This window comes from Flavobacterium rhamnosi (assembly GCF_048286515.1).
Classification (GTDB): Bacteria; Bacteroidota; Bacteroidia; order Flavobacteriales; family Flavobacteriaceae; genus Flavobacterium.
Genome location: NZ_JBLVPS010000001.1, coordinates 48,873 through 74,833 on the forward strand (window position 1 = coordinate 48,873; position 25,961 = coordinate 74,833).

Annotated in this window: 24 protein-coding genes; 4 read left to right on the forward strand and 20 right to left on the reverse strand. The window is 33.0% G+C overall.

All coding sequences use genetic code 11. The features are described 5' to 3' along the window. Nucleotides 1-110: 110 nt before the first annotated feature. Genes ACNQGN_RS00220 through ACNQGN_RS00235 form a run of 4 tightly spaced genes read right to left on the reverse strand, consistent with a single transcriptional unit; the run spans nt 111 to nt 4,306 of the window. Nucleotides 111-758 (reverse strand): alpha/beta hydrolase, encoded by a 648-nt coding sequence (locus ACNQGN_RS00220; RefSeq protein ID WP_417985858.1) that lies wholly within the window; start codon nt 756-758, stop codon nt 111-113. Between the two features lie 4 nt (nt 759-762). Next, complete coding sequence (locus ACNQGN_RS00225) at nt 763-1,089, reverse strand: hypothetical protein (protein ID WP_417985859.1); 327 nt, start codon at nt 1,087-1,089, stop codon at nt 763-765. 4 nt (nt 1,090-1,093) lie between these two features. After that, complete coding sequence (locus tag ACNQGN_RS00230; RefSeq protein ID WP_417985860.1) at nt 1,094-2,347, reverse strand: dihydroorotase; 1,254 nt, start codon at nt 2,345-2,347, stop codon at nt 1,094-1,096. Between the two features lie 30 nt (nt 2,348-2,377). Further along, complete coding sequence (locus ACNQGN_RS00235) at nt 2,378-4,306, reverse strand: vWA domain-containing protein (RefSeq protein ID WP_417985861.1); 1,929 nt, start codon at nt 4,304-4,306, stop codon at nt 2,378-2,380. Between the two features lie 182 nt (nt 4,307-4,488). Between ACNQGN_RS00235 and ACNQGN_RS00240 the strand changes: the two genes are divergently transcribed. Continuing rightward, the gene (locus ACNQGN_RS00240) at nt 4,489-5,601 is read left to right on the forward strand and encodes a lactonase family protein (protein ID WP_417985862.1); all 1,113 of its coding nucleotides are present in this window, start codon (nt 4,489-4,491) and stop codon (nt 5,599-5,601) included. Between the two features lie 69 nt (nt 5,602-5,670). On the opposite strand, the gene ACNQGN_RS00245 is transcribed toward ACNQGN_RS00240, so the two are convergent. The 8 genes from ACNQGN_RS00245 to ACNQGN_RS00280 form a co-directional block, all read right to left on the reverse strand. Next, complete coding sequence (locus ACNQGN_RS00245; RefSeq protein ID WP_417985863.1) at nt 5,671-7,023, reverse strand: DEAD/DEAH box helicase; 1,353 nt, start codon at nt 7,021-7,023, stop codon at nt 5,671-5,673. Nucleotides 7,024-7,115: 92 nt separating this feature from the next. Then, nucleotides 7,116-8,381 (reverse strand): YaiO family outer membrane beta-barrel protein, encoded by a 1,266-nt coding sequence (locus tag ACNQGN_RS00250; RefSeq protein ID WP_417985864.1) that lies wholly within the window; start codon nt 8,379-8,381, stop codon nt 7,116-7,118. Continuing rightward, nucleotides 8,378-10,768, reverse strand: coding sequence for a sulfatase-like hydrolase/transferase (locus tag ACNQGN_RS00255; protein WP_417985865.1), 2,391 nt, complete (start codon nt 10,766-10,768; stop codon nt 8,378-8,380). The genes ACNQGN_RS00250 and ACNQGN_RS00255 overlap by 4 nt, the downstream gene beginning before the upstream one ends. A gap of 22 nt (nt 10,769-10,790) precedes the next feature. After that, the gene (locus ACNQGN_RS00260; protein WP_417985866.1) at nt 10,791-12,215 is read right to left on the reverse strand and encodes a glycosyltransferase family 2 protein; all 1,425 of its coding nucleotides are present in this window, start codon (nt 12,213-12,215) and stop codon (nt 10,791-10,793) included. Nucleotides 12,216-12,217: 2 nt separating this feature from the next. Further along, nucleotides 12,218-13,321 (reverse strand): HEAT repeat domain-containing protein, encoded by a 1,104-nt coding sequence (locus ACNQGN_RS00265; RefSeq protein ID WP_417985867.1) that lies wholly within the window; start codon nt 13,319-13,321, stop codon nt 12,218-12,220. A gap of 32 nt (nt 13,322-13,353) precedes the next feature. Then, entirely contained in the window at nt 13,354-13,722 is a 369-nt protein-coding gene (locus ACNQGN_RS00270; protein ID WP_417985868.1) for a response regulator transcription factor, read from the reverse strand. Nucleotides 13,723-14,221: 499 nt separating this feature from the next. Continuing rightward, nucleotides 14,222-14,986 (reverse strand): TIGR02757 family protein, encoded by a 765-nt coding sequence (locus ACNQGN_RS00275; protein WP_417985869.1) that lies wholly within the window; start codon nt 14,984-14,986, stop codon nt 14,222-14,224. A gap of 65 nt (nt 14,987-15,051) precedes the next feature. Then, nucleotides 15,052-15,714 (reverse strand): ABC transporter ATP-binding protein, encoded by a 663-nt coding sequence (locus tag ACNQGN_RS00280; protein WP_417985870.1) that lies wholly within the window; start codon nt 15,712-15,714, stop codon nt 15,052-15,054. Nucleotides 15,715-15,902: 188 nt separating this feature from the next. On the opposite strand from ACNQGN_RS00280, the gene msrA reads away from it, so the two are divergent. Next, nucleotides 15,903-16,451, forward strand: a complete 549-nt coding sequence (msrA, locus tag ACNQGN_RS00285; RefSeq protein ID WP_417985871.1) for a peptide-methionine (S)-S-oxide reductase MsrA — start codon at nt 15,903-15,905, stop codon at nt 16,449-16,451. A gap of 49 nt (nt 16,452-16,500) precedes the next feature. Beyond that, nucleotides 16,501-16,797 carry a hypothetical protein gene (locus tag ACNQGN_RS00290; RefSeq protein ID WP_417985872.1) on the forward strand — a complete coding sequence of 99 codons (297 nt, stop codon included), beginning with the start codon at nt 16,501-16,503 and terminating at the stop codon, nt 16,795-16,797. A gap of 7 nt (nt 16,798-16,804) precedes the next feature. On the opposite strand, the gene ACNQGN_RS00295 is transcribed toward ACNQGN_RS00290, so the two are convergent. The 5 genes from ACNQGN_RS00295 to ACNQGN_RS00315 form a co-directional block, all read right to left on the reverse strand. Next, nucleotides 16,805-17,107 carry a DUF6787 family protein gene (locus ACNQGN_RS00295; protein WP_417985873.1) on the reverse strand — a complete coding sequence of 101 codons (303 nt, stop codon included), beginning with the start codon at nt 17,105-17,107 and terminating at the stop codon, nt 16,805-16,807. A gap of 32 nt (nt 17,108-17,139) precedes the next feature. Further along, entirely contained in the window at nt 17,140-17,574 is a 435-nt protein-coding gene (locus tag ACNQGN_RS00300; RefSeq protein ID WP_417985874.1) for a DUF6146 family protein, read from the reverse strand. A 207-nt stretch (nt 17,575-17,781) separates the two neighbouring features. Next, on the reverse strand, nt 17,782-18,732 hold the full coding sequence (locus ACNQGN_RS00305; protein ID WP_417985875.1) for a D-2-hydroxyacid dehydrogenase: 951 nt from the start codon (nt 18,730-18,732) through the stop codon (nt 17,782-17,784). A gap of 196 nt (nt 18,733-18,928) precedes the next feature. Further along, the gene (gene serC / locus ACNQGN_RS00310; RefSeq protein WP_417985876.1) at nt 18,929-19,999 is read right to left on the reverse strand and encodes a 3-phosphoserine/phosphohydroxythreonine transaminase; all 1,071 of its coding nucleotides are present in this window, start codon (nt 19,997-19,999) and stop codon (nt 18,929-18,931) included. A 93-nt stretch (nt 20,000-20,092) separates the two neighbouring features. Then, nucleotides 20,093-21,151, reverse strand: coding sequence for an acyl-CoA reductase (locus ACNQGN_RS00315; RefSeq protein WP_417985877.1), 1,059 nt, complete (start codon nt 21,149-21,151; stop codon nt 20,093-20,095). Nucleotides 21,152-21,288: 137 nt separating this feature from the next. Here ACNQGN_RS00315 and ACNQGN_RS00320 point away from each other — a divergent pair, with 137 nt between their 5' ends. Then, nucleotides 21,289-21,639, forward strand: a complete 351-nt coding sequence (locus ACNQGN_RS00320) for a 4Fe-4S dicluster domain-containing protein (protein WP_417985878.1) — start codon at nt 21,289-21,291, stop codon at nt 21,637-21,639. 70 nt (nt 21,640-21,709) lie between these two features. Here ACNQGN_RS00320 and ACNQGN_RS00325 read toward each other — a convergent pair whose 3' ends face one another. From ACNQGN_RS00325 to ACNQGN_RS00335, 3 genes are all read right to left on the reverse strand, one after another. Further along, nucleotides 21,710-22,246, reverse strand: a complete 537-nt coding sequence (locus ACNQGN_RS00325; RefSeq protein WP_417985879.1) for a hypothetical protein — start codon at nt 22,244-22,246, stop codon at nt 21,710-21,712. 110 nt (nt 22,247-22,356) lie between these two features. Further along, on the reverse strand, nt 22,357-23,112 hold the full coding sequence (locus ACNQGN_RS00330; protein WP_417985880.1) for a class I SAM-dependent DNA methyltransferase: 756 nt from the start codon (nt 23,110-23,112) through the stop codon (nt 22,357-22,359). Between the two features lie 93 nt (nt 23,113-23,205). After that, nucleotides 23,206-25,854: a TonB-dependent receptor gene (locus ACNQGN_RS00335; protein ID WP_417985881.1), complete on the reverse strand. Its 2,649-nt coding sequence runs from the start codon at nt 25,852-25,854 to the stop codon at nt 23,206-23,208. Nucleotides 25,855-25,961: the final 107 nt, after the last annotated feature.

Here is a 25,961-nt window from a genome sequence, read left to right on the forward strand (position 1 = left end):
AAGAGGATTTAATTAGGAGGTGAAAGCCAACTATTAGCTAATAATTGGCAATTGATTACTTGGATTACTAGTGTTGGGAAAAGGGAAATTAAAAATATAGGAAAACGGTTTTAGTTGTTTTCCAGCCACTTTTTAAAATCATAAAAATTTTGTGGTGCTACACCATGGCCAACTGGATATTCGTTGTAGGTGGATTTTACACCTAATTTATCCAAAAAAGGTTTCGTTTTTCGGGCCCATTCGATAGGGATTATCTGATCTGCAGTTCCATGCGAATGGAATATCTTAAGTTTTGTAAAATCATTTCTTAAGTAGTTTTCTTCCAAAATTGGTTCACTTACATAACCACTTAACGCAACGACCCTTTGGACTTTATTAGGATGAGATAACGCTATCGCGTAACTTAAAATCGAACCTTGGCTGAACCCAACCAATGTAATGTTTTTAGAATCAATTGGATACTTCTGAATTAATTCTTCAATAAATTGAGCAATTAAATCTCTTGAAATTTTTGCCTGTTCGTGATCTGAAAATTTATTTTCATCAGCATCAAAATTAATAGCGTACCAAGCGTAAGCTCCATATTGCATACTGTACGGAGCCCTTGCTGAAATAATATAGTATTCATCAGGAAGTTCAGCCGCAAACGAAAATAAGTCCTCCTCGTTGCTGCCGTAGCCATGTAATAAAAGTAAAAGTGGGTTTTTATCTAATTTTATTTTTGGTTCTCGTATTTTATATTCTAAAGATAAATTCATTTTATTATGATATGTTTTTAAGCCATTTTTGAAAATAAGTTCCCAAAAGAGGAACAGGTTTTGTTTCGCCTTTTATAGCACTAAAAATACCGTAAGACCATAATACAGAAACAAAGATCCACATAGGCGCCGAAATCATTAAGCTATCAAAATTGCTAATGATTAATCCTAATGATATAAAAGTTAAAGTGAGTCCCAATCCTTGGCGGATATGAAATGAGGCAAATGCATTTTTATTTTCGGCATTCATGGACATTGCTATAAATACTCCAATTCCTAAAATATAACTTGTTATTGCGGCTGTCTTTCCTTCTTCAATACTGTTATTCATATTTTTATACTAGAATTAATTTTCCTTGATTCAAAATTCCGTGGACTTTACCCTTAATTTCTGCTCCCAAAAAAGCGGAGTTTTTCGATTTTGAGAGAATAGAGGCTTTTGTGAAAATACTTTTTGGTTCCGGGTTGAATAAGGTAATGTTTGCTTTTGAGCCTTCGTTAATAGTTTGGATATCGATACCAAATGTCAATTTTCCCGACGTCAATTTATCTATAACGGTTTCTAAAGGTAATACTGTCATCAAAGCACCAAAAGCACTTTCTAAGCCAATTGTTCCGTTTTTTGCACTATCAAACTCCATTTTCTTATGCTCAATGTCTATCGGATTATGGTCGGAAGTAATCATATCAATTGTTCCGTCTTTTATTCCTTTCAGCAAAGCTTTTCTATCAATTTCTGTTCTAAGTGGTGGCGAAACTTTATATCTAGTATCGAATCCTTCTAATTTTTCATCTGTTAAAACCAAATGGTGAACGGCAACACTGCACGTTACATTTAATCCGTTGGCTTTCGCTTCTTTGATTAATTGAACTGATTTTTTAGTCGAAATAGTTGGGATGTGTAATTTTCCACCGGTGTATTCTAAGAGAAATAAATTTCTTGCAATTTGTAATTCTTCGGCAAGATTTGGGATTCCTTTTAGACCTAATCTCGTAGAAACAATACCTTCATTAACCACTCCGTTACCTTTTATATTTTCGTCTTGCGTAAAAGCAATAACTAATCCGTCAAAATCTTGTACGTATTGTAAGGCGATTTTTAGCAAATTAGCATTGTCCAGACTCTTATTATAGTCCCCAAAAGCAATTGCACCCGCTTTTTTCATATCATATAATTCTGCCATGTCTTTTCCTTCACTTCCTTTGGTCAAAGCGCCTATCGGGGAAAGTTGTGTAGCAAATCCTTGTGCTTTGTTTACCACAAAATTTACTTGGGATTGATTGTCTATAATAGGGAAGGAATTAGGCTGTAATGCTATTGCAGTAAAGCCGCTTTTAGAAGCTACGTCAAGTCCGTTTGAAATCGTTTCTCTCTCTTCAAAACCAGGTTCTCCAAGTGAAACACTACTGTCAAACCAGCCTTGCGACGCATGTAAATTATCAATTTTTACTTCTTCTGCATTTTCTAAATTTGGAAGTGATTTTCCAATTTTTTTTATAAAACCATCAACAATTAAAATATCTACTGTCTTATTATGAAAAGGACTTTTCGAATCGATAATTTTTGCTTCTCTGATGATTATATTCATAGTGCTTGTTTAATTATTTGAAATTGGGCTCTACTTCACGAACCGTATAATTGCCATTTCGGTTATTAGAAATAACAGTGCAAAGATAACAAACCATTTCCAAATTTGATTATCGGTTCTGTCAGTTTGTATCGTATCAAAAAATGTTGTTATGGACGCTGTTGTTTTATAGTCAGATAGTATATTTTCATTGGTTTTGTCCAAATTACTTTCGGTTCGATTATAATTAAAACTGATATTTTCTAACCAATTTTTTTTACTATAAATACTATAATTCCCCGCTTGTTCCGGAGAATCATTGAAAATCATTTTTACTTTATTGTTCAGAATTTGTTGGATAGGAATAAATTGCTCCTCTGCAGCCTTAACAGTTAGAATGTCGTCTTTATTCAAGGAGGCTTCTGTCAGATGCGGATTATTATTTCCGATTATCAAATTACTTATAGTTTTTCTTTGATTGTTTATTGCCATCTTGTAAAAAGTAGGGACTATCAATGGCGATTGTTGAAAATTTGAATTGAAGGTGTTAATTGGTGCTGAGAAAACATAAACAGCTGTCATCGAATTTTCTATTGATGCCAGAAAAGCACTTTGATCGGCATAAGATAAAGCGGCAGGAGTTCCACCGGATAAAACAAATGAACTTTTTGTTTTTGGATATTGAAAATTGTTGACTTTGTTTTCGAAAACACTAGTGAATATAGGGTGATTAAAATTGATTTTCGTAATGGGTTTTTCTTTGTTTTCTAAAGAATTGAACTTTAGGTTTCCAAAATTCGACAGAAAAGAATTCAAATTAGTGACTGAAGCTGCAGCTGATGGAATCACAATTAAATTGCCTCCATTTTCTACAAACGATTTTAAAGTGGTTTTGAGCGCTTGTGGAATTTCGTCCAATTCATTTAAAACAATTGTATTTTGGTCTTCCAGTTTGTTATAATCGAGTGAACTTAAAGTATAATTATTGAAATTAAACTCTTCTTTGGTATAAATTCGGGAAAGAAAGTTGCTTTTTTCTGGTTCGCCAATGCTAATTATATTTGTTTTTTTCGTTTTTGATATGCTAAAATATAAAGTGTTATCATAACTCAAACCATTGTCAATAATGGAAAAATAACCATGAAAGGCTCGTTTTGGAATTGTGAAATTATGGTTTTTTTTCTTTGAGTCTAACGTTATTATCGTCTTTGCAATAAGTTTGCTGTCATTGTATAAAGAAATAGGAACTGGATTGAAACCTTCACCATGGCCCGATAATTGGACCGTAATCTCATAAAAACTATCTAATGTTTTAGTAATGAAAACACTGTCAATGGAAACGTTGTTTTTTTGTTCCGCTTTTAAAATTATGAATTGAGGTAGATTTTCTTTATCACTATTTTTCAACTGTTTTTCATCTAGTCCAATAGCGTCGGTAATAATAACAATATCTTTTTTGAAAGCAGTTTTATGAGCTTTTAACTTTGCCATTATATTATCCAATTGAAAAGGAGTAGCGCTGTATTTAAGGTTTTGCAAAGAACTGCGAATAGATTTAATATCTGTATTCCAATAATTTTCAGAATTCGTTAGTAAAGAAAAATTCAGGTTTTCTGGGGTTTCTTCGAGTAATTCCTGAACTGCACGTTTTAGTAGTTCCCCTTTTTTCCCTTTAGCCTGCATACTAAACGAGTTGTCCAGAATGATATACATTTCATTGGTTGCATTTTTACTGTCTTTTGATTCGAAAAATGGCTGTGCAAATGCCACAATAATAGAAGTGAGCAATAATAAACGACAGGTTAGTAGTAACCATTTTTTGATTTTAGAACTTTTTCTGGTTTGTATAGAAAGTGTTTTTAAGAAACGAACATTAGTGAAATATTCTTTTTTAAAACGGCGTAGCTGGAATAAATGAACCAAAATAGGCACAATTAATACGAATAGGAAGTATAAAATTTCGGGATGTTTAAAATGCATTTTGATTTCAAATTTACTTCACTGGGTTTTATTTTCAATGGAGTTCATTGAATTTCATTATTCAAAAATACAAATTAGTTGACAGTTTCCCTTGATGTTGTTATAATTTTTCAAAGGAATAAACAATCGGTATTCAATATAAATATATTATGTATTTTAGCTTTTTAATAAAATTTTAAAACATGAAAAATTCATTTGCTGTCCTTCTTTTAATTTTCGTTTTTACAAATATGCAAGCACAAAAAAATAAATTCAATTTGCTAATTGGAACTTACACTAACAGCTGTGATAGTAAAGGAATTTACACCTATGATTTTGATTCAAATACTGCGAATTTTAAGTTTAAAAATGCGACTGAAAATGTTGTAAACCCAAGTTATTTGACTGTTTCTAAAAGTAATGATTATGTTTATTCTGTAAATGAAAACGGTACAGCAAGTACCGTGAGTTCTTTTGGTTATAATCCTTTGACTGGAAAATTAGATTTAATCAACAAGCAAAGTGCCAAGGGGGCTGATCCTTGTTATATTATCAATGATGATAAAAATGTAATTGTTGCCAATTATTCTGGTGGGAATATTTCGGTTTTTGGTAAAAACAGCGACGGAAGTATTTCTGAAGCAAAGCAAGTAGTACAACACTTCGGAAAAGGAAGTAACGAACAAAGACAAGAAGGTCCTCACGTTCATATGGTTCATTTTTCTCCGGATAGAAAGTTTGTATTGTCTAATGATTTAGGGAATGATAAAGTATACTCGTATATGTACAATCCAAATGCCACGACTGAAGTTTTGAAAATTAAAGATAGTGTTTCAGTAAAATCAGGAAGTGGACCAAGACATTTAACGTTTAGTAACGACGGAAAATTTGTTTATTTATTGCAAGAATTAGACGGAGCATTAACTGTTTTTAGTTATTTAAACGGAATATTAGAAAAAATAGATGAAACTACTATTTTAGCAAAAGATTTTAAAGGAACTTCTAGTGCTGCCGATATTCACATTTCACCTGATGGGAAATTTTTATATGCTACGAACAGAGGGGAAGCAAATAGCATTTCTATTTTTAAAATTCTAAAAAACGGAAAATTACTGTTGAAAGATCAAACGAGTACTTTGGGAAAAGGACCTAGGAATTTTGCGATAGATCCTACTGGAAAATTTCTTTTGGTAGCGCATCATTATACTAATGATATTGTGATTTTTAAAAGAAATAAAAGCACGGGATTACTTACAGACACTAAAAAGAGAATTGCTTTATGTGCTCCGGTTTGTTTAGTTTTTACAAAAAATTAATTTAAAATGCATAAGAAGCACCATAAAAAAAGGCTAAAAATGATTGTCATTTTTAGCCTTTTCTCCAAATTATTTATTTTTATCTTTTCTCTTTTTGTCTCTGGTTTTTAACATATTTCTATTGACAGAACCGTGCGTTTTTTTCTTAGTTACACCAGGTCCACCCAAATTGACTTTCTTATTCTTTTTACTTTTTTCTTGAAAAGCGCCATCACCTTCAAGTTTCTGTTTTTTCATCATAAACTTAATCGGTTGTCTGTCCTTTTCAGGTTCGATTAATTTAGATGAGACTTCAACTGTTGCTGGAAAAGGTTCGATTTCTAATTCCATATTCATCAATACTTCCACTTCCACTTTATATTCTTCTTCACGGGGTGCGATAAAACTTATTGCTGTTCCTGTTGCATCGGCACGACCGGTTCGACCAATTCTATGCATATATAATTCGGGCATTTCAGGCATTTCAAAATTGATAACGTGGGTGATGTTAGAAATGTCTAAACCTCTTGCCATAATATCAGTAGTGATAAGACCACGTAAATTTCCTTCTTGGAATGAAGCCATCGTGCTCAAACGATAATTTTGAGATTTGTTCGAGTGAATCACTCCAAACTGACCTTCAAAATCTTCCTCGATACGTTCGTGGACCATATCCGAAATTTTCTTGTTATTGACAAAAACCAAAACGCGACTCATGTCCTCATTGATTTCTAACAAGTGTTTTAGAAGGTTTATTTTGGTGTTGAAATTAGCAGCTTGGTAGGTAATTTGTTTGATGTTTTCTAATGGTGTACCTGATGCTGAAAGCGTAACTTCTTGTGGATAATCAAAATAGTCGTTCAAAATAGCATCTACTTCATCCGTCATAGTTGCAGAAAACAGAATGTTTTGACGTTTTTTTGGCATCATGGCCAAAATAGATGTCAACTGGGTACGAAAACCTAAATTAAGCATTTCATCAAACTCATCGATTACAAGCTTTTGCATTTCTTCAAAACGAATCACATTATCTAATGTTAAATCCATGATTCTTCCGGGAGTTCCCACTAGTATGTCGCAACCTTGATAAACGGTTGTTTTTTGAGTATTAATGTTGACACCTCCAAAAATACCAACGGTACGTACCGACATATATTTTGTCAATTTTTCTACTTCTTCTACAACTTGCACTACAAGCTCACGTGTAGGAACTAAAATTACTATTTTAGGGGTATGTCCTGGGGTGAATTTATATAGTTTTAATAAAGGCAATAGGTATGCAAATGTTTTACCGGTTCCTGTTTGTGCAATTCCCATCATATCTCTTCCAGACATTATCACAGAAAAGGTTTTTTCCTGGATGGGAGTTGGAGAAGTAAATCCTAAATCATCTATTGCTTTTTGTACAGATTTAGGAAGATTGAATTGTTCGAAAGTACTCATTTGCTTAAATTTTGTGCAAAGATAGTCTTTTTGAAAGGAATGTTATAAAATCAACCACAATCCGCTAGTAGGAAGGTCTTTTTGTAGCGTTTTTACTTGAATTTTAACTCCCAGGATAATGCAACTGAATAAATCCAAAAGTAATTTCCCTGGTCAAAAATTATTTCCTGGTGTGAAACGCCAAACTGGGTTCCCCAAGCGTTTTGTTTATTGGATGAAGTAAAATAGTATCCGAGATTAATTCTCTGGGCCTTTAAGTCGACGAATTTTGCCGCGTCCTCATTGATGTTAAACTGATTTATTTCAGGTGAAAAGCCTACGCTAAGCGAGACACCTAAGTAATTATCTGCATCACTTTTGTATTTGCGGTAGGTGAAAGTACCCGATTTACTGGTTCCTGTATCTCCCGGAGTGAAATAGGGACGAAAAGACAAATAACTATTTCCCGTGTACCAGCCCACAGAGCCTGTATATATGTTTGTCGTTGTGCTGTATTTCAAAGTTCTTAATCCTAAAGAAACTTCAAAGCTTTTTGGTAAAGATTTATATAATTCTATACCATACCTTATATCTGGAAATAGAAAGGATTTGGACAAACCAATATTAACATAAGCATAAAGACCTTTAGCAATTTTTGGGTATAAATCTACTTCATATTGCAAGCCATTTTCATTAAACCGTCTATTAAAATTAACTCTTCCTATAATGCTTCCATATTTTGTTTGTCGTCTGTACATTAACGCATAATATTGCATTGGATCAAAAACATCGGAATAGATGTCTACGGAAGAATTTATTCCTATTGCATTTTGGCTTAGGCCATTGTTTAAACTTGCTTTATAGTCTTTTGCTTTTTGATCCTCTGGATTTTGATTCAACACTAATTGAATAGTGTTTAATGCTTCTGATGGATTATTTGTATTTTCTTGCGCACTTGCCTTTAAATACAATAATTCTGAGTCATCAGAGAATGTTTTTAAAGCGTCGTTTGTCATTTCCAATGCGGCATAGGGCATGTCTGCCCATAATTCATTTTTAATGGCTGCTATCCAAATGCTTTTAGTTTCTTTGTCTTTTTCTAAAATATAATTAAATTCTTTTCTTGCTTTTTTGTAGTCACCGTCCCATGAATATGTTGTTGCCAAAAAAGAACGGATATCATGGTAATCAGGATATTTAGTCAAAATAAATAATAAGGTGTCTTGCGCTTGTTTGCGATGTTGGTTAAAGGCTAAGTTACGAGCGTTTTCAAAGGATGCATCCGGATCTCCGTCAAATTTGATTTCTTGCCCGGACATTTGAAAGAAACCCAAAAATGCCATTATGTAAGTCAGTTTTGTTATTAATTTTGAAATCATTTTTTTAGGGATTTTTTAAAAGTTGCGTATTCTCTATTCTCGGGATGTATTTTCAAAAGACTGTCAATCGTTTTATTCGAATCTTTTATATTATTCGTTCTTCTATAAGCTTGTGCCAATTTATAAGCCAATTCAGGATCATTAATTTGATTTCCTAATGCTTTTTTACCAATCGTGACTGCTTTTTTATTCTGGCCTGACCACCAATAAACATCCATTATTGCTAAATAAGAATCCGTATAAAAGGGTGTTCTGTTAATAACTTCAAGTAATTCTATTTCAGCATTTTTATAATCACCATCCCATGCTAGTGTTCTGCCTTTCAAAGTTCTCACATCACCATAATTAGGTAGGTCATTCAAAACATAATTGCATAATAATCTTGCTTTTTCGCGCTCTTTTTTGAATGCTAAGTCTTTGGCCAGAAAGAAAATCTGATCACGATCCAGTCCTTTTGTTAATTTTTTGATTGTCGAAAGCTGCGCCACTGTAAATTCATAAGTAGGCTTCTTAAAGCTGCTGGCAGCATTGGTGATTTTATTCTTTGTGGTTAAATAAGCATTTAATTTTTTAAAATCATTAAAAGAACTGCTTATCGTTTCCGTCATGTCGCTTCCTGTTTCACTAATATTGAAATTTTCATCAATTTTAAATAGATTCCCATCGGAATAAAAATAGTCCTTATATATATAATCATTAATACTGCCTTTGTATCGCATCAATGGAATGCTGTGCGTATTTCTAAACTCCCTAACAGTGTCCAGGCCCTGTCCAATCCAGGTCGTTTTCTCCAATTTATTGAATTTGTAATTATTCATTAAAAAGGAAACTAAACTTGGCGTTACATCACTGTGTGAAGAAATAGATTTGAATTTTGCCGTTTTCTTCAACATAGGACTGTAAATGTAAAAGGGAACATGAAAACGAGATAAGTTGTCTTTTTGTGGAACCGGAATTAACCTGTGATCTCCCGTAATTATAAATATGGTATTCGCATAATCTGGTCTTTTAGAATAGGCTTCCATGAAGTTTTGAATAGATTGATCTGTATAAAGAAGACATGCAAATATGTCTTTATATTCTTTCAGCTTATTTTTTTCAAAATAAGATTTGGTTTTCAAGATACGTTCCACTTTTTCTAAATACACTTTTTTAGAAGGGAAATCAAATGGCTCGTGATTGGTAAGGGTCATTATGATGTCCAATCGAGGTTGTTTTTTATCTTTTAATTCAGATAATGTCTTACGGTATATTTCAGCATCAGGATAACCCCAGGAGAATCCACCTGAATTTTCCTTTGTTTTAACATATCCAGGGCCAAATTTATTGATATCTATAATTTTATCAATCCCATTGTATTCTAAGAAATTACTTTTTCTGTCAAAAGTAGATTCATCGCCACAGTAATAATTGGTAGTATAGCCGTTTGATTTTAGAATGCTGATGAGTGAATTGTGTTTCGGCAGCGGATTCAATTCCATAAATCCATTTTCTCCAAAAGGCAATGAACCGATTAGGGAAGGCAGTGCTCCAAATGTACGTCCTGCATTACTTACGAAATTTTCCCAATAGAGTGATTTGGAACACAATGAGTCGAGGTAAGGCGTGAAACCTTTATATTCACCATCATCAGTAAAATCGCTCCCGAGCCCTTCTACAATAATAAATACAAGATTTGGATTTTCTTTATTAATGTTGAAAAAAGGCTCCAGTACATCTTTAGTATTTTCAGCCGCTTTCTCTAAAGGGAATTCTTTCTTAAAAGAGAGCGTGCCTTCAGAGGCTAAAGCTCTGTCGTTTTTAACTCTTATGATGTCACTCAACAAGAAATTTAATTTGTTTTGGGAAGCAGGTTTATTGGAGCTCGCAATTAATAAATTTAAACTCCCAAAAACGAATACGGCTAAAAGTAAAATTTTCGGGTTGATTTTATGTCCAAATAAATGAAAGAGCCAATTCAATGCCAGGTAAACACCCGGTAGGACTATAAAGGGTAAAAATAACAGAAATGATATGGAGAGAGATGCAGTAACAGTGGTGTACATGTCGCTTAAAGAATAACCTAAAAGGTCAGCTCCAAGATTAATGTTAGTGGTAAGGCTATAGCCTATCAATCCAAGTTGAATAAGTGCGATAATAGAGAATAGTACTCTAATTACAATTATTCCTAAAGAACTTTTTATATATTTTAATAGTAAATACAGTGGGAAAAAGAATAAACCGATTAGTAATCCCGTAAAAAAATCATTTAATAATTTATAAGCGAACGCCTGTAACTCAAAATTTTTGAATACTTCAATTAAACTTAACAAGCAAAAAATAATTATAAGAGAAACCGTTGAATAAATATATTCTAAACTGTTTTGGTAAGAAAATTTTTCTTTCATAGATCTGCGTTTTTTTATGCTTTTAGGCTTTTGCCATTCCTTTTCGTGTCATAGCTCCCCATTTCTTTTTTTTGTTAAAATAGTAATCAAAATTCCCTCTAATTGCGGCATACAAAATGAAAGGATGATTAACAAAAGGTTCTAAAAAAGCAATTTTTAGAAGGTGGAAACCGGTTCCCTTCTTTTTATATTGATGATATGTAAGTTCTTCTGTGATTATGGCAACTATTGAAAACAAGACTGTAAATAAATAGGCCAAAAGAATAAAGGCTATTGAATAGTCCCACCTCACATGATTTAGTGCTATTAGAATTCCAAAATATAGTAAGCCGGCAACTTCTACTACTGGCGCCATTCTTTCGAAGAAAAACCAATAGGGATAACTTAGAAGCCCCAAGGAATTGTATTTTGGATTAAACCCAATTTTTCGATGTCTCCTCAACGTTTCAATAGTACCACGAGTCCATCTGTTTCTTTGGGAAATAAATGTTTTGTAATTATCAGGAGCTTCAGTCCAACAAAGTGGGTCAGGAATATAAGCCACCTTGTATTTCTCTTTTTGTTCCTCCATATAGCCTCTCATTCGCACAACAATTTCCATGTCCTCTCCGACAGTTTTTGTGTCATAACCTCCCACTTTAATGGCTATTTTTTTATCAAATAAACCAAAAGCACCTGAAATCACTAATAAACCATTAAGTCTGCTCCAAGCCATTCTTCCTAATAAAAAGGCGCGTAAGTATTCTAGAATTTGTCCTTTTTCAAGCAGTTTTCCGGGGAAGTTTACATCGTGTAATTTACCGTCTTTAACAAGACATGAATTCGAAATTCGGATTACTCCTCCAGCAGCTATAACTTTGGCATCCGTTGTTTCTAAAAATGGTTTTATCATTTTCTGAAGAGATTCTTCCAGTAATAAACAGTCTACATCGATGCACGCAACATATTGGTTATTACTTATGTTAAGTCCCATATTCAGAGCATCCGCTTTTCCTCCATTTTCTTTATCAATTACAATCAATTTTTCAAATGCAGGATTGGTAGATTTATAAATTCCATTCCTCAGCGGTTTTGTCTGAATTTGCTCGTTGATGAGGTAATCTACCTGAATTAAATTATAGGCTTTAATGAGTTTGTCCAAACTATCATCTGAGCTTCCGTCATTTACTATAATCACATCGTAATTCACATAATAGCTGGATAGTAAGGATCTCACATTTTCAACAATATTTAAGCTTTCATTGTATGCAGGGGCTATAATTGAAATAGAAGGAGAAATAGTCGAGGCTAATATTTCTTTGTAATTTACAAAGCTATTTTTTCTCATATATTCTTTTGTTTCGATTGCAGAAATAAAAGCTAATACAATATAAGATCCAATGGCTGAAATGCTATAGATGAAAAATAAATAGTGAACTATAAGTATTAAAATTTGTTCCGTACTCATAATTAATTGTTTTCTATAAAATTAACAATCCTCAAAAAATCAGGTTCCAATGATGCTGTCTTCATACTTTTGAACGAATCACTATTGATAACTTTCAAAATTTTTAATGCGGATAACTTAATTTCAAAATTTTCATGATGAATATATTCCAGCAGGAAAGGTTCATCACTATTCTGATATAAATTTTCTATCATTTTAAAAATAGCAATTTGTTCTTCTTGACTTCGTTCATCAAAATTGTTTTTTAAAACTTCTTTGGCTTCCAGGACAATTAAATGGCTTAACACGTAAATGACTTCTATTCTTATATCTTTATTTGGATGTTCTAACATCGTAATAAGCTCCTCTTTTGCCTCAAATTGATTGTAAATTTTAGCAAGTTTTAAGGCGAATACAACTACGGAATCATTTGATGATTTCAACCATGGTTTAATATCAGGGATTTTTTGATTATCAAATCTTTGAAGGACTTCTAATAATTGAATCTGATCCCACTCTGATAAGGGGGTTTCTAAAACATTCAAAAAATCGAGTCCTTCGAAATAAAATAAATTGACCATATACAATTGCATTTCTTTACGAACCTCTCTTTTTGGATGGTTTATATAAATAATAACTTCATCATGCGCTTCCTTTACCTGAAATTGTCGAAGTTCTCGGATTCCTTTTGCAATACTATACCATTTTTTACTTCTCAGTTTAGGTAAAGTATAATCTATAAGTCCGGTTTGAAAATAGAGTTTTTGAATGGATTCAGCCACTTCTCCAGATATTTCATTTTTTAACTTCAACAATGTTGAAATCACTATCTTTCTTTTGAATGTTTCCGTTATGCATTTTTTTAATTTGGTAATGATTACTTGTTGGTCTGAGCTGATTTCCTCTTCTTCATTTCCAGCGTATAAATAAGTTACAAGATATTGTTCGTATTCATTCTGATATTTCGCAACTATTTTTTCATTTTCTCGCAAATGGCCCCTTAAATATTTCAGGTAAAATATCAATGGAACGATAGCTACAAAAAACACACCACTTAGAATCCATGCCAGTTGGATTATAGAGGGGGATTGTTTAAAGTATTCAATCAAATAATGATTTTCGTTCATCTTATATACCTTAGGTACTTATATTTAAAATATTAACGTAATAGTTTTTTTATTCTAATTACCAGTTCGTTAGGACTTAATGGTTTACTCATGAAATCAGTAGCTCCTATGTCAAAAGCTTTAAGAACCATTTCCTCTTGACCAGCTGAAGAAAAAACGATTATTGGAGTTTTCATATTTAAATTGTTTCTTACATGACTGATTACCTCTAATCCGCTAATAAAAGGCATCATAATGTCGGTCAGAATTAAATCGGGATTGTGTTCTTCTATTAAGTCGACTGCTTCCTTTCCGTTCACAGCGATTAATAGTTTGTATCCTTCTTTTTCCAATTGGTACTTCAGTAGTAATAAAAGAATAGAATTGTCTTCAGCCAAAACAATTTTTTTAGCAGCATTCATCGTTCTAATTGTTTTAGTGGGGTTAATAGTTAAGATTTAACATGTTTGTTGCAGGAATTGAAACTCATCAATAAAAATGGGTTATTTCATTTACAAAACTTCTTTGTCGCTGAAGTTTAATAAATGCCATTGTTTTTTCAAAAAAAAATCTTTCTTGAATTGATTGCTATCAGAATTGATACCTTCTTGGTCTACAGAGGAGGGGAAAAGGAATGTTAAAAACACATTCGTTTTTGATAATTTTATTCCAGACTTGTAAGATTCATATCTCGATTGATTTGTAATTACCGAAATAATTAAAATCAGAGTAAGAATCAAAAAGAGTAAAATAAAATGAATTAAATGGGGCACGTTTAAATTCATTCTACGGTAAGTTATAATATTGTGGTATTTGCATATAATGTACGGCAAAAATAGTCAATTTTAATTAAATTTTACTACAAAGAAAAAGTTAAATGAATGGCTCTTTTTTAGTCGGTTACGGTACTAAATAGATGCTTTAAAAACCCTCAAAAACACCTAATCCAAATAAAGCAAAATCATATTTTACCGGGTCATTGGAGTCGAATTCACGGAGTTTTAAATCCAATTCAGCTACTGCTTTTCCATCATTTTGTTTTCGTGTCAGTATTCCTAATTTGCGTGCGATATTGCCAGAATGTACATCTAACGGACACGATAAAGAAGCAGGTGATATACTTTTCCATATTCCTAAATCAACTCCTTTATTGTCCTGGCGTACCATCCACCGGAGAAACATGTTGATTCGCTTCGCGGCTGAATTATTCAAAGGATCTGATATGTGCTTTTGGGTTCTGTATTGATGTGGAATTTCAAAGAATGTCTTTTTGAATTCCGAAATGCTTTTTTGCATAGATGCTAATTCTTGGTTTTTAGCATATACGGATTCTAACCCAGTATGGTTTTGATAAATATTTTTTAGGCTTGTGATAAAACAGGCAAAATCCTGTCCGTTAAAAGTTCTATGAACAAAAGACTCTAATCGATCCAAATCATTTTCGGTATGTGACATAACAAAGTCATAAGGGGCGTTCCCCATTAAATTCAACATTTTATGGGAATTTTTGATAATCATTTTTCGATTTCCCCAAGAAATTGTAGCACTTAGAAAACCCGCGATTTCAATGTCTTCTTTTTGTGAAAATAAATGTGGAATCTGGACAGGATCGCTTTCTATAAATTCGATTGTGTTGTATTGTATAACTTTCTCGTCCAGGAAGCCTTTTAGTTCGGAATCATTCATTTTTGTTTAAAGTTTGCTGTTAAAGAGGGGCATGGTTTTGAAATGAACTTTAAACCTGAACCTTTTTAATTACTTATCAATCCATCAATCATTACTAATTTTCTATCAGCCATATTCGCTAGTTCTTCATTGTGCGTTACAATGACAAAGGTTTGTCCCAATTCATCACGCAGTTTAAAAAACAACTGATGCAAGTTTTCAGCCGATGCTGTATCAAGATTTCCCGAAGGCTCATCAGCAAAAATGATTGCGGGTTTGTTAATTAAAGCTCTTGCTACCGCCACACGTTGCTGTTCTCCACCAGAAAGTTCATTTGGTTTGTGATTCATACGGTGGGAAAGACCAAGATAAGTCAGCAGTTTTTCGGCTTCTATTTCCGTTTCTATTTTGGATTTATTAGCAATATAAGCGGGAATGCAAACGTTTTCCAATGCCGTAAATTCAGGTAATAATTGATGAAATTGGAATATAAAACCTAAGTTTAAATTCCTGAATTTAGACAGGGTTTTGTCATTCATCGTAAGAATATCTTCATCATTGATGCGCAATTCAATTCCGTTTTCGACTGTAGGTTTATCTAAAGTTCCAAGGATTTGCAAAAGTGTTGTTTTTCCGGCTCCCGACGCACCAACAATAGAGACAATTTCCCCCTTTTGTATATGTAGATCGACTCCTTTCAACACATGTAGCTGATCGTAATACTTATGTAGATTTTTGGCTTGTATCATTTTGAAACTATTTTTACAAAGAAACAAAGATTTAAATGATTATTAAATGGTTCACAATTTATTTTGCTTTGACAAATTATAAACTTTAGTTAATATGGAATAATTGCTTCCATTTATTAGATTAAATTTGATTTTGAATATTGGTCTTCATTGTTCCATATTTTTTTGTAAACACAATAATCTTGTAAATGGAAATTGAAAAAGGAATGGAAGTTGCCACTTTTGCCGGCGGTTGTTTTTGGTGTACTGAAGCGGTTTTTTTAGAGTTAAATGGATTGCAACGTGTGGTTTCGGGATATATAGGCGGGGAAACAATTAATCCAACCTATAAGGATATTTGTAATGGTGATACAGGGCATGCAGAGGCGATTCAAATTGCATTTGATCCCAATAAAATAAGTTACGGAGAACTGTTGGAAATATTTTTTGCAACACATGATCCTACTACTTTGAACCGTCAGGGAAATGATATTGGCACACAATACCGAAGTGAAATATTTTATAACAATGAAAACCAAAAAGATGTAGCGGAAGCGTATATTGCTCTGATGACCAGAGAAAATACCTTTGAGGAACCAATTGTTACCCAGATTTCAGCTGCTGCTATTTTTTATGAAGCAGAAGATTACCACCAAAATTATTATAATCAAAACAAATTACAGGGATATTGCAGCTATGTTATTACGCCAAAAGTCGAAAAATTAAAGAAGATATTCAAAGATAAGCTCAAAAATTAATTGGCATTAGATTTGCAGATTATATAATGAATAATTCTAATAGATAATGATGGAAGAAATACAAGTTGGTAAAACAGATAATAAAAACAGAAATTTTTTTCTGAGTATATTGTTTGATGCAATAGGAATGTTATCGTTTACGGTTCCGTTCATTGGAGAGTTCTCGGATGTTGTTTGGGCACCAATTGCAGGTTATTTAATGACAGTAATGTATAAAGGAACCGTAGGGAAGGTAGGAGGAGTGCTTACTTTTCTAGAAGAAATTTTACCGTTTTCGGACGTTATTCCCACATTTACCCTGACATGGATTTATACGTACTGGATTAAAAACAAAAAGGGCGAGTAGGCGTTCCTTATTCCTTGAACAAAAAACCCAAACCCATGCGTTGTAGCATTTTTTTCTCGAATGCCCAAAAGAATTTAAATTGTCCGAATAGAAACCCAATGACCACTAGAAGCACTTGATATATTGGAAAAATTAATAGTAGTCTAACAGGAGTGAACCAATAACCCAAATCTGATTTGGTAATTCCTAGCCAAAAACAAAATGGTTTTGATAACCAAGCAGAAGCAGAACCTGTAATTGCAAAAACAATAAAAATAATTGTGAGTTGTAAATTAGTTTCAATTCCCCAGCGTTGTTTTAATTTCTTCATTTTTATTTATAATGATTACAAATATAGTAACATTATCGTATGGGAACATGACCAAATAGTTTTTGTTTGTAGGTGTTTTGAAAATAGATCATGTAATTGTAGATTAAATAATTGACTTCATAACCATAGTCAATGTTGGGATCATAATTAATGGTCATTTCATAAAGATTGGGGTTATATCTTTGAGGCTGTGAAACACGAGAATTCCATTCACTGACATACAGTTGGTTTTTGGCCTCTAAGTAGGTTTGAGAATGATAGCTTCGTGGTAAAGCTCTGGAATTAAGCCAAGTGCTAAAGCCAGGGTCGATTATTATGACTTCATATTCCAGTGCATCATTGGCAATTCTGACCGTATCGTTTTGAGTAAAAGTTGATTCGCCTTTAACTGGGATTATAGGTTTAGAAGAGCTGCAACCAACGAGAAAGCAAAAAAACAAGACGATTATGTAAAAACTATTTTTCATGATTAAAAAATGAAATATAAAGTTACAAAAAATAAAAAACTTCTGTATTGTATTTAGTATGAAAAATAAATGATTTTCAATAAGTTATGTTTTATAGTGTACTGTTTTTGGACTAAATATGATTTTGGTGGAAAACCAAAGCAAATAAAAAAAGGGATTTATTAAACAATGTTAATAAATCCCTTTTTACTATTTAATACAAAAATATTAAGCCAAAAGACTAATAATTTGTTGTGCTAATTCTGTACCAATTCTATCTTGCGCTTCTCCAGTTGCAGCTCCAATATGAGGAGTCATTGAGATTTTGTGATGCATTAAGAGAGCCATTGCAGGAGTTGGTTCATTTTCAAAGACATCTAATCCAGCGAACAATACTTTTCCGCTGTCTAATGCTTTTACTAATGCAACTTCATCAATAACACCACCACGAGCACAGTTTACAATACCTACACCATCTTTCATGATTGCCAATTCTTTCTCTCCAATGATGTAACCGTCTTGAGCAGGAACGTGTAAAGTTATGAAATCAGCTTCTTTGAATAAAGATTCCAATGATTGGGAAACGATATTTGTTGTTATAGACTGACCATCAAAAAATTCAACTGTAACATCAACTTGTGGGATAAACATATCAGCAGCAATCACTTTCATGCCTAATCCTAATGCCATTTTAGCAGTAGCTTGACCAATACGGCCAATTCCAACTACTCCAAGAGTTTTTCCTCTTAATTCAACACCATTTGCATACGCTTTTTTCAAACCTTCAAAGTTTGTATCTCCTTCAAGAGGCATATTTCTGTTGGAATCATGTAAGAAACGAACGCCAGAAAATAAATGAGCAAAAACCAATTCTGCCACTGATTCTGATGAAGAAGCTGGAGTGTTTATTACGTGAACCCCTTTGCTTTTTGCATAGTCCACATCGATATTGTCCATTCCTACACCACCACGACCAATAATTTTCAATCCTGGGCAAGCGTCAATAATATCTTTACGTACTTTCGTTGCACTACGCACTAAAACTACGCTTACATTGTTTTCATTAACAAAATTAGCTACTTGTTCCTGTGCTACTTTTGTAGTTATAACTTCAAATCCACCTTTTTCTAAAGCAAGAATTCCACTTTTAGAAATTCCGTCATTGGCTAATACTTTCATTTTTTATATCATTGCGAGAAATGAAGCAATTTCATCCTCATATTTAATTTATTATTTTATTTTTCTAGAACTCCTGCCATCCACTACAGTCTTTTTTTTAAGGAAAAACAAAAGAGGATTGTACTACTATTGAGGTTGGAATTTCCAGTAAACCTTGTTTTTTTTTTTTTTTTTAACTGAAAACAGTGACTGATTGCTAAACGCTTTTTTCCAATTCTTTCATTACATCAACTAATACCTGAACGCTTTCTAATGGCAAAGCATTGTACATAGAAGCTCTATAGCCACCTACTGAACGATGCCCTGGTAATCCAGATATTCCTGCAGCTTTCCACATGGCATCAAAAGTTTCTGCATGAGCAGTATCATTCAATAAGAAAGTTGCATTCATGTTTGAACGATCTTCAACCGCTGCAGCTCCTTTGAATAATGGGTTTCTGTCAATTTCTCCATAAAGTAATGCTGCTTTAGCATTGTTTAGTTTTTCAATTGCAGCAACACCTCCAAGGTTTTTCAACCATTGTAAAGTCAATAGTGATGCGTACACTGGGAAAACAGGTGGAGTATTATACATACTTTCTGCTTTGATGTGTTTAGTGTAATCCAACATGCTTGGTATTATTCTGCCATTTTTACCTAAAATAGCTTCTTTTACAACAACCAAAGTGGTTCCTGCCGGACCCATATTTTTTTGTGCGCCAGCGTAAATCAAATCAAATTTAGAAAAATCCAATTCTCGTGAAAATATATCCGAACTCATATCACAAACCATAGGAACATCCACTGCTGGGAATTCCTTCATTTGTGTACCAAAAATTGTGTTGTTACTCGTACAATGGAAATAATCAGCATCTGAAGGTACAGTATATCCTTTTGGAATATAATTGTAATTTTCTTCTTTTGAAGAAGCGACAACAACAGTTTCTCCAAAAAGTTTTGCTTCTTTTATAGCTGATGAAGCCCAAGTTCCAGAATCAAGATAAGCTGCTTTTCCACCTTCTTTCATCAAGTTGTAAGGAGCCATAATGAATTCTAAACTAGCTCCGCCAGCAAGAAATAATGCTTGATATCCTTTTCCCTCAAGGCCTAAAAGTTCAATTACAAGAGCTCTTGCTTCATCCATAACGGCAACGAAGTCTTTACTCCTGTGCGAAATTTCTAAAATAGATAACCCAGAATTGTTAAAATTTAAAATAGCTTGTGCTGATTTTTCAAAAACTTCTTGTGGTAAAATACAAGGTCCCGCGCTGTAGTTGTGTTTTTTCATGGTGTAGTTTAAGTCCAAAAAATTAAAGTGCAAATTTCGGCAATAGGAGTTTAAAAAGCGTTAAATAATTCGAAAAAATTAAACAATTTTAGACTATATTGTTAACAAAAATGAAATTGTATCGAGGTTATCTGCGTAATTCCACAATTTCGGTTTTTGGGTTTGTCCAAAATCAATGCTGTTTTCGATAAGATTATTACTAACAATACACTGAATTTGCTCGTTTTCAGATTGTAGTCTTTCCTGTAAATTATTTATGTTGGAATAAAATTCATAAAATACGCTGGAAATAGGTGAGGCATGACTTTTATCTTCTTTTATTGTCAAAAATCCATTGTCCAATAATTTGAAATTACTCATTAAGAAAACGGCTTTGTTGTAATCATAATTATTGGCATATTTTTCATAATGAATAACGTCCTGATATTCAAAGATAGCTTCAAAAAAAGCGTCGAAAGAATATCCTTCGGGTACAAATATTTTAGAAACATTGCGACAACCCAATCCAAAATATCTAAAAATATCTTCCCCTAAAGCGGTAAGTTGCTCTTTAGTTTCTTTTCCGTTCAAAACGGCGATTGAATTCCGGCTTTTTCTGATTATGGAAGGTTTGTCTTTGAAATAATATTCAAAATATCGGGCTGTATTAGTACTTCCAGTTGCTATAACAGCATCAAAATTTTCTAGTTTCCCCGCGACGAAAGTTATTTTATTACCCAGTTCAGAATCAATTGCACTAATATATTTCGCTAAAAAGGGCAATAAATGTTGGTCATTTGATGATGTTTTTACCAACACATTATGTCCTGTGATTAAAACACACAAGAAATCATGAAAACCCACTAATGGGATATTTCCAGCGAGAATTAATGCAACGGTCTTAGGTTCGTTTATTTGAAAATCATAAGCCGAAAGCCATTGATTTAAGTTCTCTTCAGTTAATGCTTCGGCCCAGGACTGAATGGAAAAATAGACTTGTTCGGGCGTATACCATCCATTATGGGATTGAGATAATTTTATTAATGCTGTAAAATCATCAAAAAATAAATCGTTATGCAAAACAGTTTGTTTCTTGGAAGTATTATTTTCGGAAAATTGGCTTAAAAACTTTCCTAATTCGATAAAACTTCGTTTTTTTTCGTTTTGTAACATAAGTAACTTGTATATGAATAGTTTTGATTGTAATTTTGTGCAAAAATAAGCTATAATAAGTTATAAGTCAAAAGAGAAAAAAATGTTCCATGTTTTTATCTCAGAAGGCATAGCTTTTAACTCATAAAAATATAAAGATGGCAATTATAATAACAGATGAATGTATCAATTGCGGTGCTTGTGAACCAGAGTGCCCAAATACAGCAATATACGAAGGAGCAGATGACTGGAGATATAAAGATGGTACAAAATTAAAAGGGAAAGTGATTTTGCCTGATGGTAGTGAAGTAGATTCAGATGAAGCGCAAACGCCAATTTCTGACGAGGTATACTATATTGTTCCAGGAAAATGTACCGAATGTAAAGGTTTTCACGATGAGCCACAATGTGCAGCAGTATGTCCTGTTGACTGTTGTATTCCAGACGAAAATCATGTAGAAAGCGAAGAAACGCTGCTAAACAGGCAAGCATTTTTACATAATGAATAGATTCTATAATAGGTAAAAAAAAAATCCTGAGTATTTAAACTCAGGATTTTTTTTTTGCTTATTTTACTTCTTATTCTTTAACAATAACGTAAGTTGTAACAGTAACTTTATCCGTTTTGTAGTCGTAAGATTCTAAAATTAGATTTCCATTAGCATCAAAATAACCGTAGGAAGTCTTATTTTTTGCATTATAAATATAATTGTTATTTGATGTCTTTCTTAAAATAGCGGCTTTTTTACCGTCAGGTAAATACATGGTGTAGCCACTATTGTCAGATGAAACCTGATATTTTTTGCCGTTTAAGTTGTAATAAGCAGATCTGTCTATATCAATTACTTTAGTAATTCCGTTTGTGGTAACTGCCGTAGTTGCTGTAACTTGAACTGGTGTTTGTTTTATTTCTTTATTCAGGACATTAGAGTCCGCATCTTTTAATTCAATAGTTTGAACTTCTTTTACTTCCTGAGTTTTGACTAATTTTTGTTCTCCTTCGGAATCTTTTATTGTTGTAATGGTAGTTTTAACTTCTGATTTTACGTTTTCATTTTGCGCTTGCATAGTTAATGATACTAAAAAAGCGGACATTCCTAAAATTATAGTTTTCATGATGTTTTTATTTAAAATTTGTATTTAACAAAACTACAATTATCTGATTGTAAATTTGTTGCATAATTATTGTAAAAAATTACATTATTTACTTAAAAACTATTTATGATTTATTTCGAAAGGGCTTCCGTTTTTTTCGCTACTATAACATAGGTATCGTATGCATAGGTTTTTCTGTCAATTATTCTACTGATCTCAAAACCATTTAAATATAAAAATAACTGGATTTCATTTAAGGTGAATACACGAACTGTTGAAAAATCGTCTGCAATTATTTCTTTTTCACCGTCTTTCATAGTGTAATATTGCGCAGTCCATTCCAGCATAAAGTTATCTGATAAAGTTGTTTTCCAGCTGCTGTTTCTATAATATTTTACTCCTTTATATTCGGCTTGGTGCAGTATAACTTCATTTTCTTTAATAAACGGAATAAAACGGTTGGCATCTATAAAGTCAAAAATGAGAATTCCATCTTTATTTATGTTTTTATATATAGAATCAAAAGTGCTGTTTACATCATCGTTTGATATCAAATAACTTGTAGAACGCCCTGTGATAATGATCGAATCCACTGGTTTTTCCAATTCAAATTCCCTCATATCACCATGAATGAAAGTGCAGTTTTTATTCTTTTCCTGGGCAATGGCAATCATACTCTGGCTATAATCCAAGCCAATATAGTCTTGGTGATTTTCCTGAAATCGCTTGGCAAGATTGCCTGTGCCGCTTCCAATTTCCAGAATAGTTTTACAATGGAATTCTTGTATTATCGTGCTATAAAACTGATATTCCTCATCATAATCAATGAAGGTTTGGTACATTGCATCAAAAATTGCTGCCATTTTACCGTCATAAAGATGTGTCATGCTATTTGTTTAAAAACTAAATTTAATGAAAATAAGCGAAATAAAAAAGGACTATCTTTCGATAGCCCCTTTTGAAATTTTTAAATATCCGAATTAGAATTTATAGTTTAAAGATAAATTAAACATTGTTCCTAATTGGCTAAAGTGAAAACCATCATACGTCATTTGTGAATATCGTTGGTTGAAAGTAATCAAGTTTGATTGTGTTTTTACTTGTGCAGGATCGTTTAAAATAGCTGTTCCAGCTGCATTTTCTGCTACAAATTTCCATTCCGGCAATATATTTAATAAATTGTTTACATTCAATGCCAAAGTTAACTTTTCAGTAGCAGAGAAAGTAACTCCTAAATCGGTAACAATTTTTGGCGTAAACTCCGTTTTTAAATTTGCATTTAGACCATCTTGATTAAAGGTAGTTTTTCCAAAGTAGGTATTGTTAAGAGAGAAACCAAATTTTCCGATTTCATAATTTGCTCCTAAAATCCATTTTGTGTCAGGTCTTGAAGTAAACATTAAAGATTCAAGTATCTGTCCAAAATTATCACTTTTTACAGGAGAGATTCTTTCATTCTCAAAAGTAATATTTCCGGATAAATTAAATCCTAATTTCCCTGTCCCTAATTGGATGTTGCTATAATTAGCAACAACATCTAAACCAGAGGTTCTGGAATCAAATGAATTCTCAAACCAGGCAACTGTACCAAATTGAGTGTCCACTTTATCTCCTAGAACGATTCTGTCTTCTACTTTAATGTTATAGTAATCTACTGTGAAGTTAAAGTTTTTGGAAGGTCTGGCACCTACTCCTACTGTTATGTTGGTAGATTTTTCTGCATCTAATGGGTCAATTCCTAATTGACGTGCTTGTGGAGAAACGTTATTGATAATACCGCTCACTTGTATTCCTTGTCCTGGAACAAAAGAGTATTGTGATTTTTGAGTGTAAATTTGGTGTAATGTAGGTGCTCTAAATCCAGTTGAAATAGATCCTCTTAATGTGATCTTGTCGTCTAAGAATTTATATCTGGAACTTAATTTCCATACTGTTGCATCACCAAAATCACTATAATCTTCATAACGAACCGTTCCGTTTATTAAGAAGTCTTCAGTTACATCATAAGCAAGGTCAAAATAAGCACCTAAGTTGTAGCGGTTCCATTTTCCTGAATTTTCCGGTCTGTTACCAGCGAATGAATCTGCACCCATTCCGTCCCATGAAGCTTTGTCTCCTTCTATTACTTCAAAAGTTTCTGTTCTGATCTCAGATCCAAAACCAATGCTGATTTCATCAGATAATACTTTAGAGATGTCTAAATTCCCTACAACATGGTTAAAAGAAGTTCCTCCTGGTTTAAAAGAGATTGGACTGTTTTCTAAGTATACATTGTTTCCGTCAGCATCTTGAATGTCAGATCTGTTGAAAGAGTTGTCAACTGAATAGGTTTGTGTATTTCCACCAACAGTAATACTAGCATCGGTATTCCAGTCATTTTTTGTTGATTTATAACCCAAAGTAGCGTTGTAGTCGTTTAAGTCTCCTGTAAATGTTGGTACGTAACCTTGATAAGAAGCGGGTGTTCCATCACCAAAGAAGTCTTTTAGGAAAGGGTAATCAGATAGCGGTCTCCAGTAAGGAGTTCTATAGTTAGCAAAAGAATTTACTTTTTTGTAAACATAAGCAGCATTGTAATATAATAATGTTTCATCAGATAAGCTAAATCCACCATTTACCAAGAATTTTGCAGCTGCGGTTTCTGGAGATCCATTGATATTTCCAGCATCTGGTTTTTTAGCAAGAAAGGCTTGAACATCTGAAAGAGAAGCTCCGAAATCTCCTGCTTCACCTGCAGCATCTACTGTTCCAGGTCTGTTAGATAAGTTGACTTTAGAAAAATCAACCGTATAATTTACAAATCCTTTTTCTCCTACAGTAGAACCGTTGTTCATACTTACTCCTAACATTTCACCATCACCTTCAGAAGTCACTCCGCTTCTTACAGTTACAGATCCACCGCTTGTATTCTTTTTTAATATAATATTCATAACCCCTGCAATAGCATCAGATCCATATTGGGCTGATGCGCCATCACGAAGTATTTCTACTCTTTCGATCGCGTCAGTAGGAATAGCAGAAATATCAGCACCAGTTTCTCCACGTCCTGGTGATGTCTGAACGTATAATAAAGAACTTAAGTTTTTTCGTTTTCCGTTTATTAAGATTAATGTTCTGCTCGGTCCCATATTTCTAATTTCGTATGGATCAAGTAAAGAAGTTGCGTCATTTACGGGTGTTTGAACCGTATTAAACGATGGGATTTTGTACTGTAATGCTTTGTCAAATGAAGCTTGTCCAGTTGAAGTTAAGTCTTTTGCTGATAATACATCAATAGGCAGTGCAGTTGTAGTATTACTTCTTGGAGCAGTTCTTGTCCCTGTAACTACAATCTCATCCAAAGCTTGCCCGCCTTCTTCCGATAGTATTATATCTATTGTAGCACTAGTAGCTGCTTTTTCTACTTTATTGAATCCTACATAACTAAAAACTAAAGTGGCTCCGTCTTTAACTTTTATCTTATATGCTCCGTCAATATCGGTTGAGGTACCGTTGTTTGTCCCTTTTTCGATAATGTTAACGCCCGGTAATCCTGCTCCGGCATTGTCTTTTACTGTACCAGAAATTTCTTTTTGCGCAAAAAGAAACGTGACGTTTAACAAGAATAGTAATAGTGTAAACTTTTTCATAAATAGTTGATTTTGGTTTTTGTTTGGTTTGAAATCTTTCGCAATATAATTTTTTTTTAACAAAATATTAATATTTAGTTTTATTTTTTACGAACATTTGCTTGTGG

What these genes read in the sequence shown, in the direction of transcription:
- ACNQGN_RS00220 (WP_417985858.1), bottom strand. Translation starts at nt 758, where the DNA reads ATGAATTTATCTTTAGAATATAAAATACGAGAACCAAAAATAAAATTA.
- ACNQGN_RS00225 (WP_417985859.1), bottom strand. Translation starts at nt 1,089, where the DNA reads ATGAATAACAGTATTGAAGAAGGAAAGACAGCCGCAATAACAAGTTAT.
- ACNQGN_RS00230 (WP_417985860.1), bottom strand. Translation starts at nt 2,347, where the DNA reads ATGAATATAATCATCAGAGAAGCAAAAATTATCGATTCGAAAAGTCCT.
- ACNQGN_RS00235 (WP_417985861.1), bottom strand. Translation starts at nt 4,306, where the DNA reads ATGCATTTTAAACATCCCGAAATTTTATACTTCCTATTCGTATTAATT.
- ACNQGN_RS00240 (WP_417985862.1), top strand. Translation starts at nt 4,489, where the DNA reads ATGAAAAATTCATTTGCTGTCCTTCTTTTAATTTTCGTTTTTACAAAT.
- ACNQGN_RS00245 (WP_417985863.1), bottom strand. Translation starts at nt 7,023, where the DNA reads ATGAGTACTTTCGAACAATTCAATCTTCCTAAATCTGTACAAAAAGCA.
- ACNQGN_RS00250 (WP_417985864.1), bottom strand. Translation starts at nt 8,381, where the DNA reads ATGATTTCAAAATTAATAACAAAACTGACTTACATAATGGCATTTTTG.
- ACNQGN_RS00255 (WP_417985865.1), bottom strand. Translation starts at nt 10,768, where the DNA reads ATGAAAGAAAAATTTTCTTACCAAAACAGTTTAGAATATATTTATTCA.
- ACNQGN_RS00260 (WP_417985866.1), bottom strand. Translation starts at nt 12,215, where the DNA reads ATGAGTACGGAACAAATTTTAATACTTATAGTTCACTATTTATTTTTC.
- ACNQGN_RS00265 (WP_417985867.1), bottom strand. Translation starts at nt 13,321, where the DNA reads ATGAACGAAAATCATTATTTGATTGAATACTTTAAACAATCCCCCTCT.
- ACNQGN_RS00270 (WP_417985868.1), bottom strand. Translation starts at nt 13,722, where the DNA reads ATGAATGCTGCTAAAAAAATTGTTTTGGCTGAAGACAATTCTATTCTT.
- ACNQGN_RS00275 (WP_417985869.1), bottom strand. Translation starts at nt 14,986, where the DNA reads ATGAATGATTCCGAACTAAAAGGCTTCCTGGACGAGAAAGTTATACAA.
- ACNQGN_RS00280 (WP_417985870.1), bottom strand. Translation starts at nt 15,714, where the DNA reads ATGATACAAGCCAAAAATCTACATAAGTATTACGATCAGCTACATGTG.
- msrA (WP_417985871.1), top strand. Translation starts at nt 15,903, where the DNA reads ATGGAAATTGAAAAAGGAATGGAAGTTGCCACTTTTGCCGGCGGTTGT.
- ACNQGN_RS00290 (WP_417985872.1), top strand. Translation starts at nt 16,501, where the DNA reads ATGGAAGAAATACAAGTTGGTAAAACAGATAATAAAAACAGAAATTTT.
- ACNQGN_RS00295 (WP_417985873.1), bottom strand. Translation starts at nt 17,107, where the DNA reads ATGAAGAAATTAAAACAACGCTGGGGAATTGAAACTAATTTACAACTC.
- ACNQGN_RS00300 (WP_417985874.1), bottom strand. Translation starts at nt 17,574, where the DNA reads ATGAAAAATAGTTTTTACATAATCGTCTTGTTTTTTTGCTTTCTCGTT.
- ACNQGN_RS00305 (WP_417985875.1), bottom strand. Translation starts at nt 18,732, where the DNA reads ATGAAAGTATTAGCCAATGACGGAATTTCTAAAAGTGGAATTCTTGCT.
- serC (WP_417985876.1), bottom strand. Translation starts at nt 19,999, where the DNA reads ATGAAAAAACACAACTACAGCGCGGGACCTTGTATTTTACCACAAGAA.
- ACNQGN_RS00315 (WP_417985877.1), bottom strand. Translation starts at nt 21,151, where the DNA reads ATGTTACAAAACGAAAAAAAACGAAGTTTTATCGAATTAGGAAAGTTT.
- ACNQGN_RS00320 (WP_417985878.1), top strand. Translation starts at nt 21,289, where the DNA reads ATGGCAATTATAATAACAGATGAATGTATCAATTGCGGTGCTTGTGAA.
- ACNQGN_RS00325 (WP_417985879.1), bottom strand. Translation starts at nt 22,246, where the DNA reads ATGAAAACTATAATTTTAGGAATGTCCGCTTTTTTAGTATCATTAACT.
- ACNQGN_RS00330 (WP_417985880.1), bottom strand. Translation starts at nt 23,112, where the DNA reads ATGACACATCTTTATGACGGTAAAATGGCAGCAATTTTTGATGCAATG.
- ACNQGN_RS00335 (WP_417985881.1), bottom strand. Translation starts at nt 25,854, where the DNA reads ATGAAAAAGTTTACACTATTACTATTCTTGTTAAACGTCACGTTTCTT.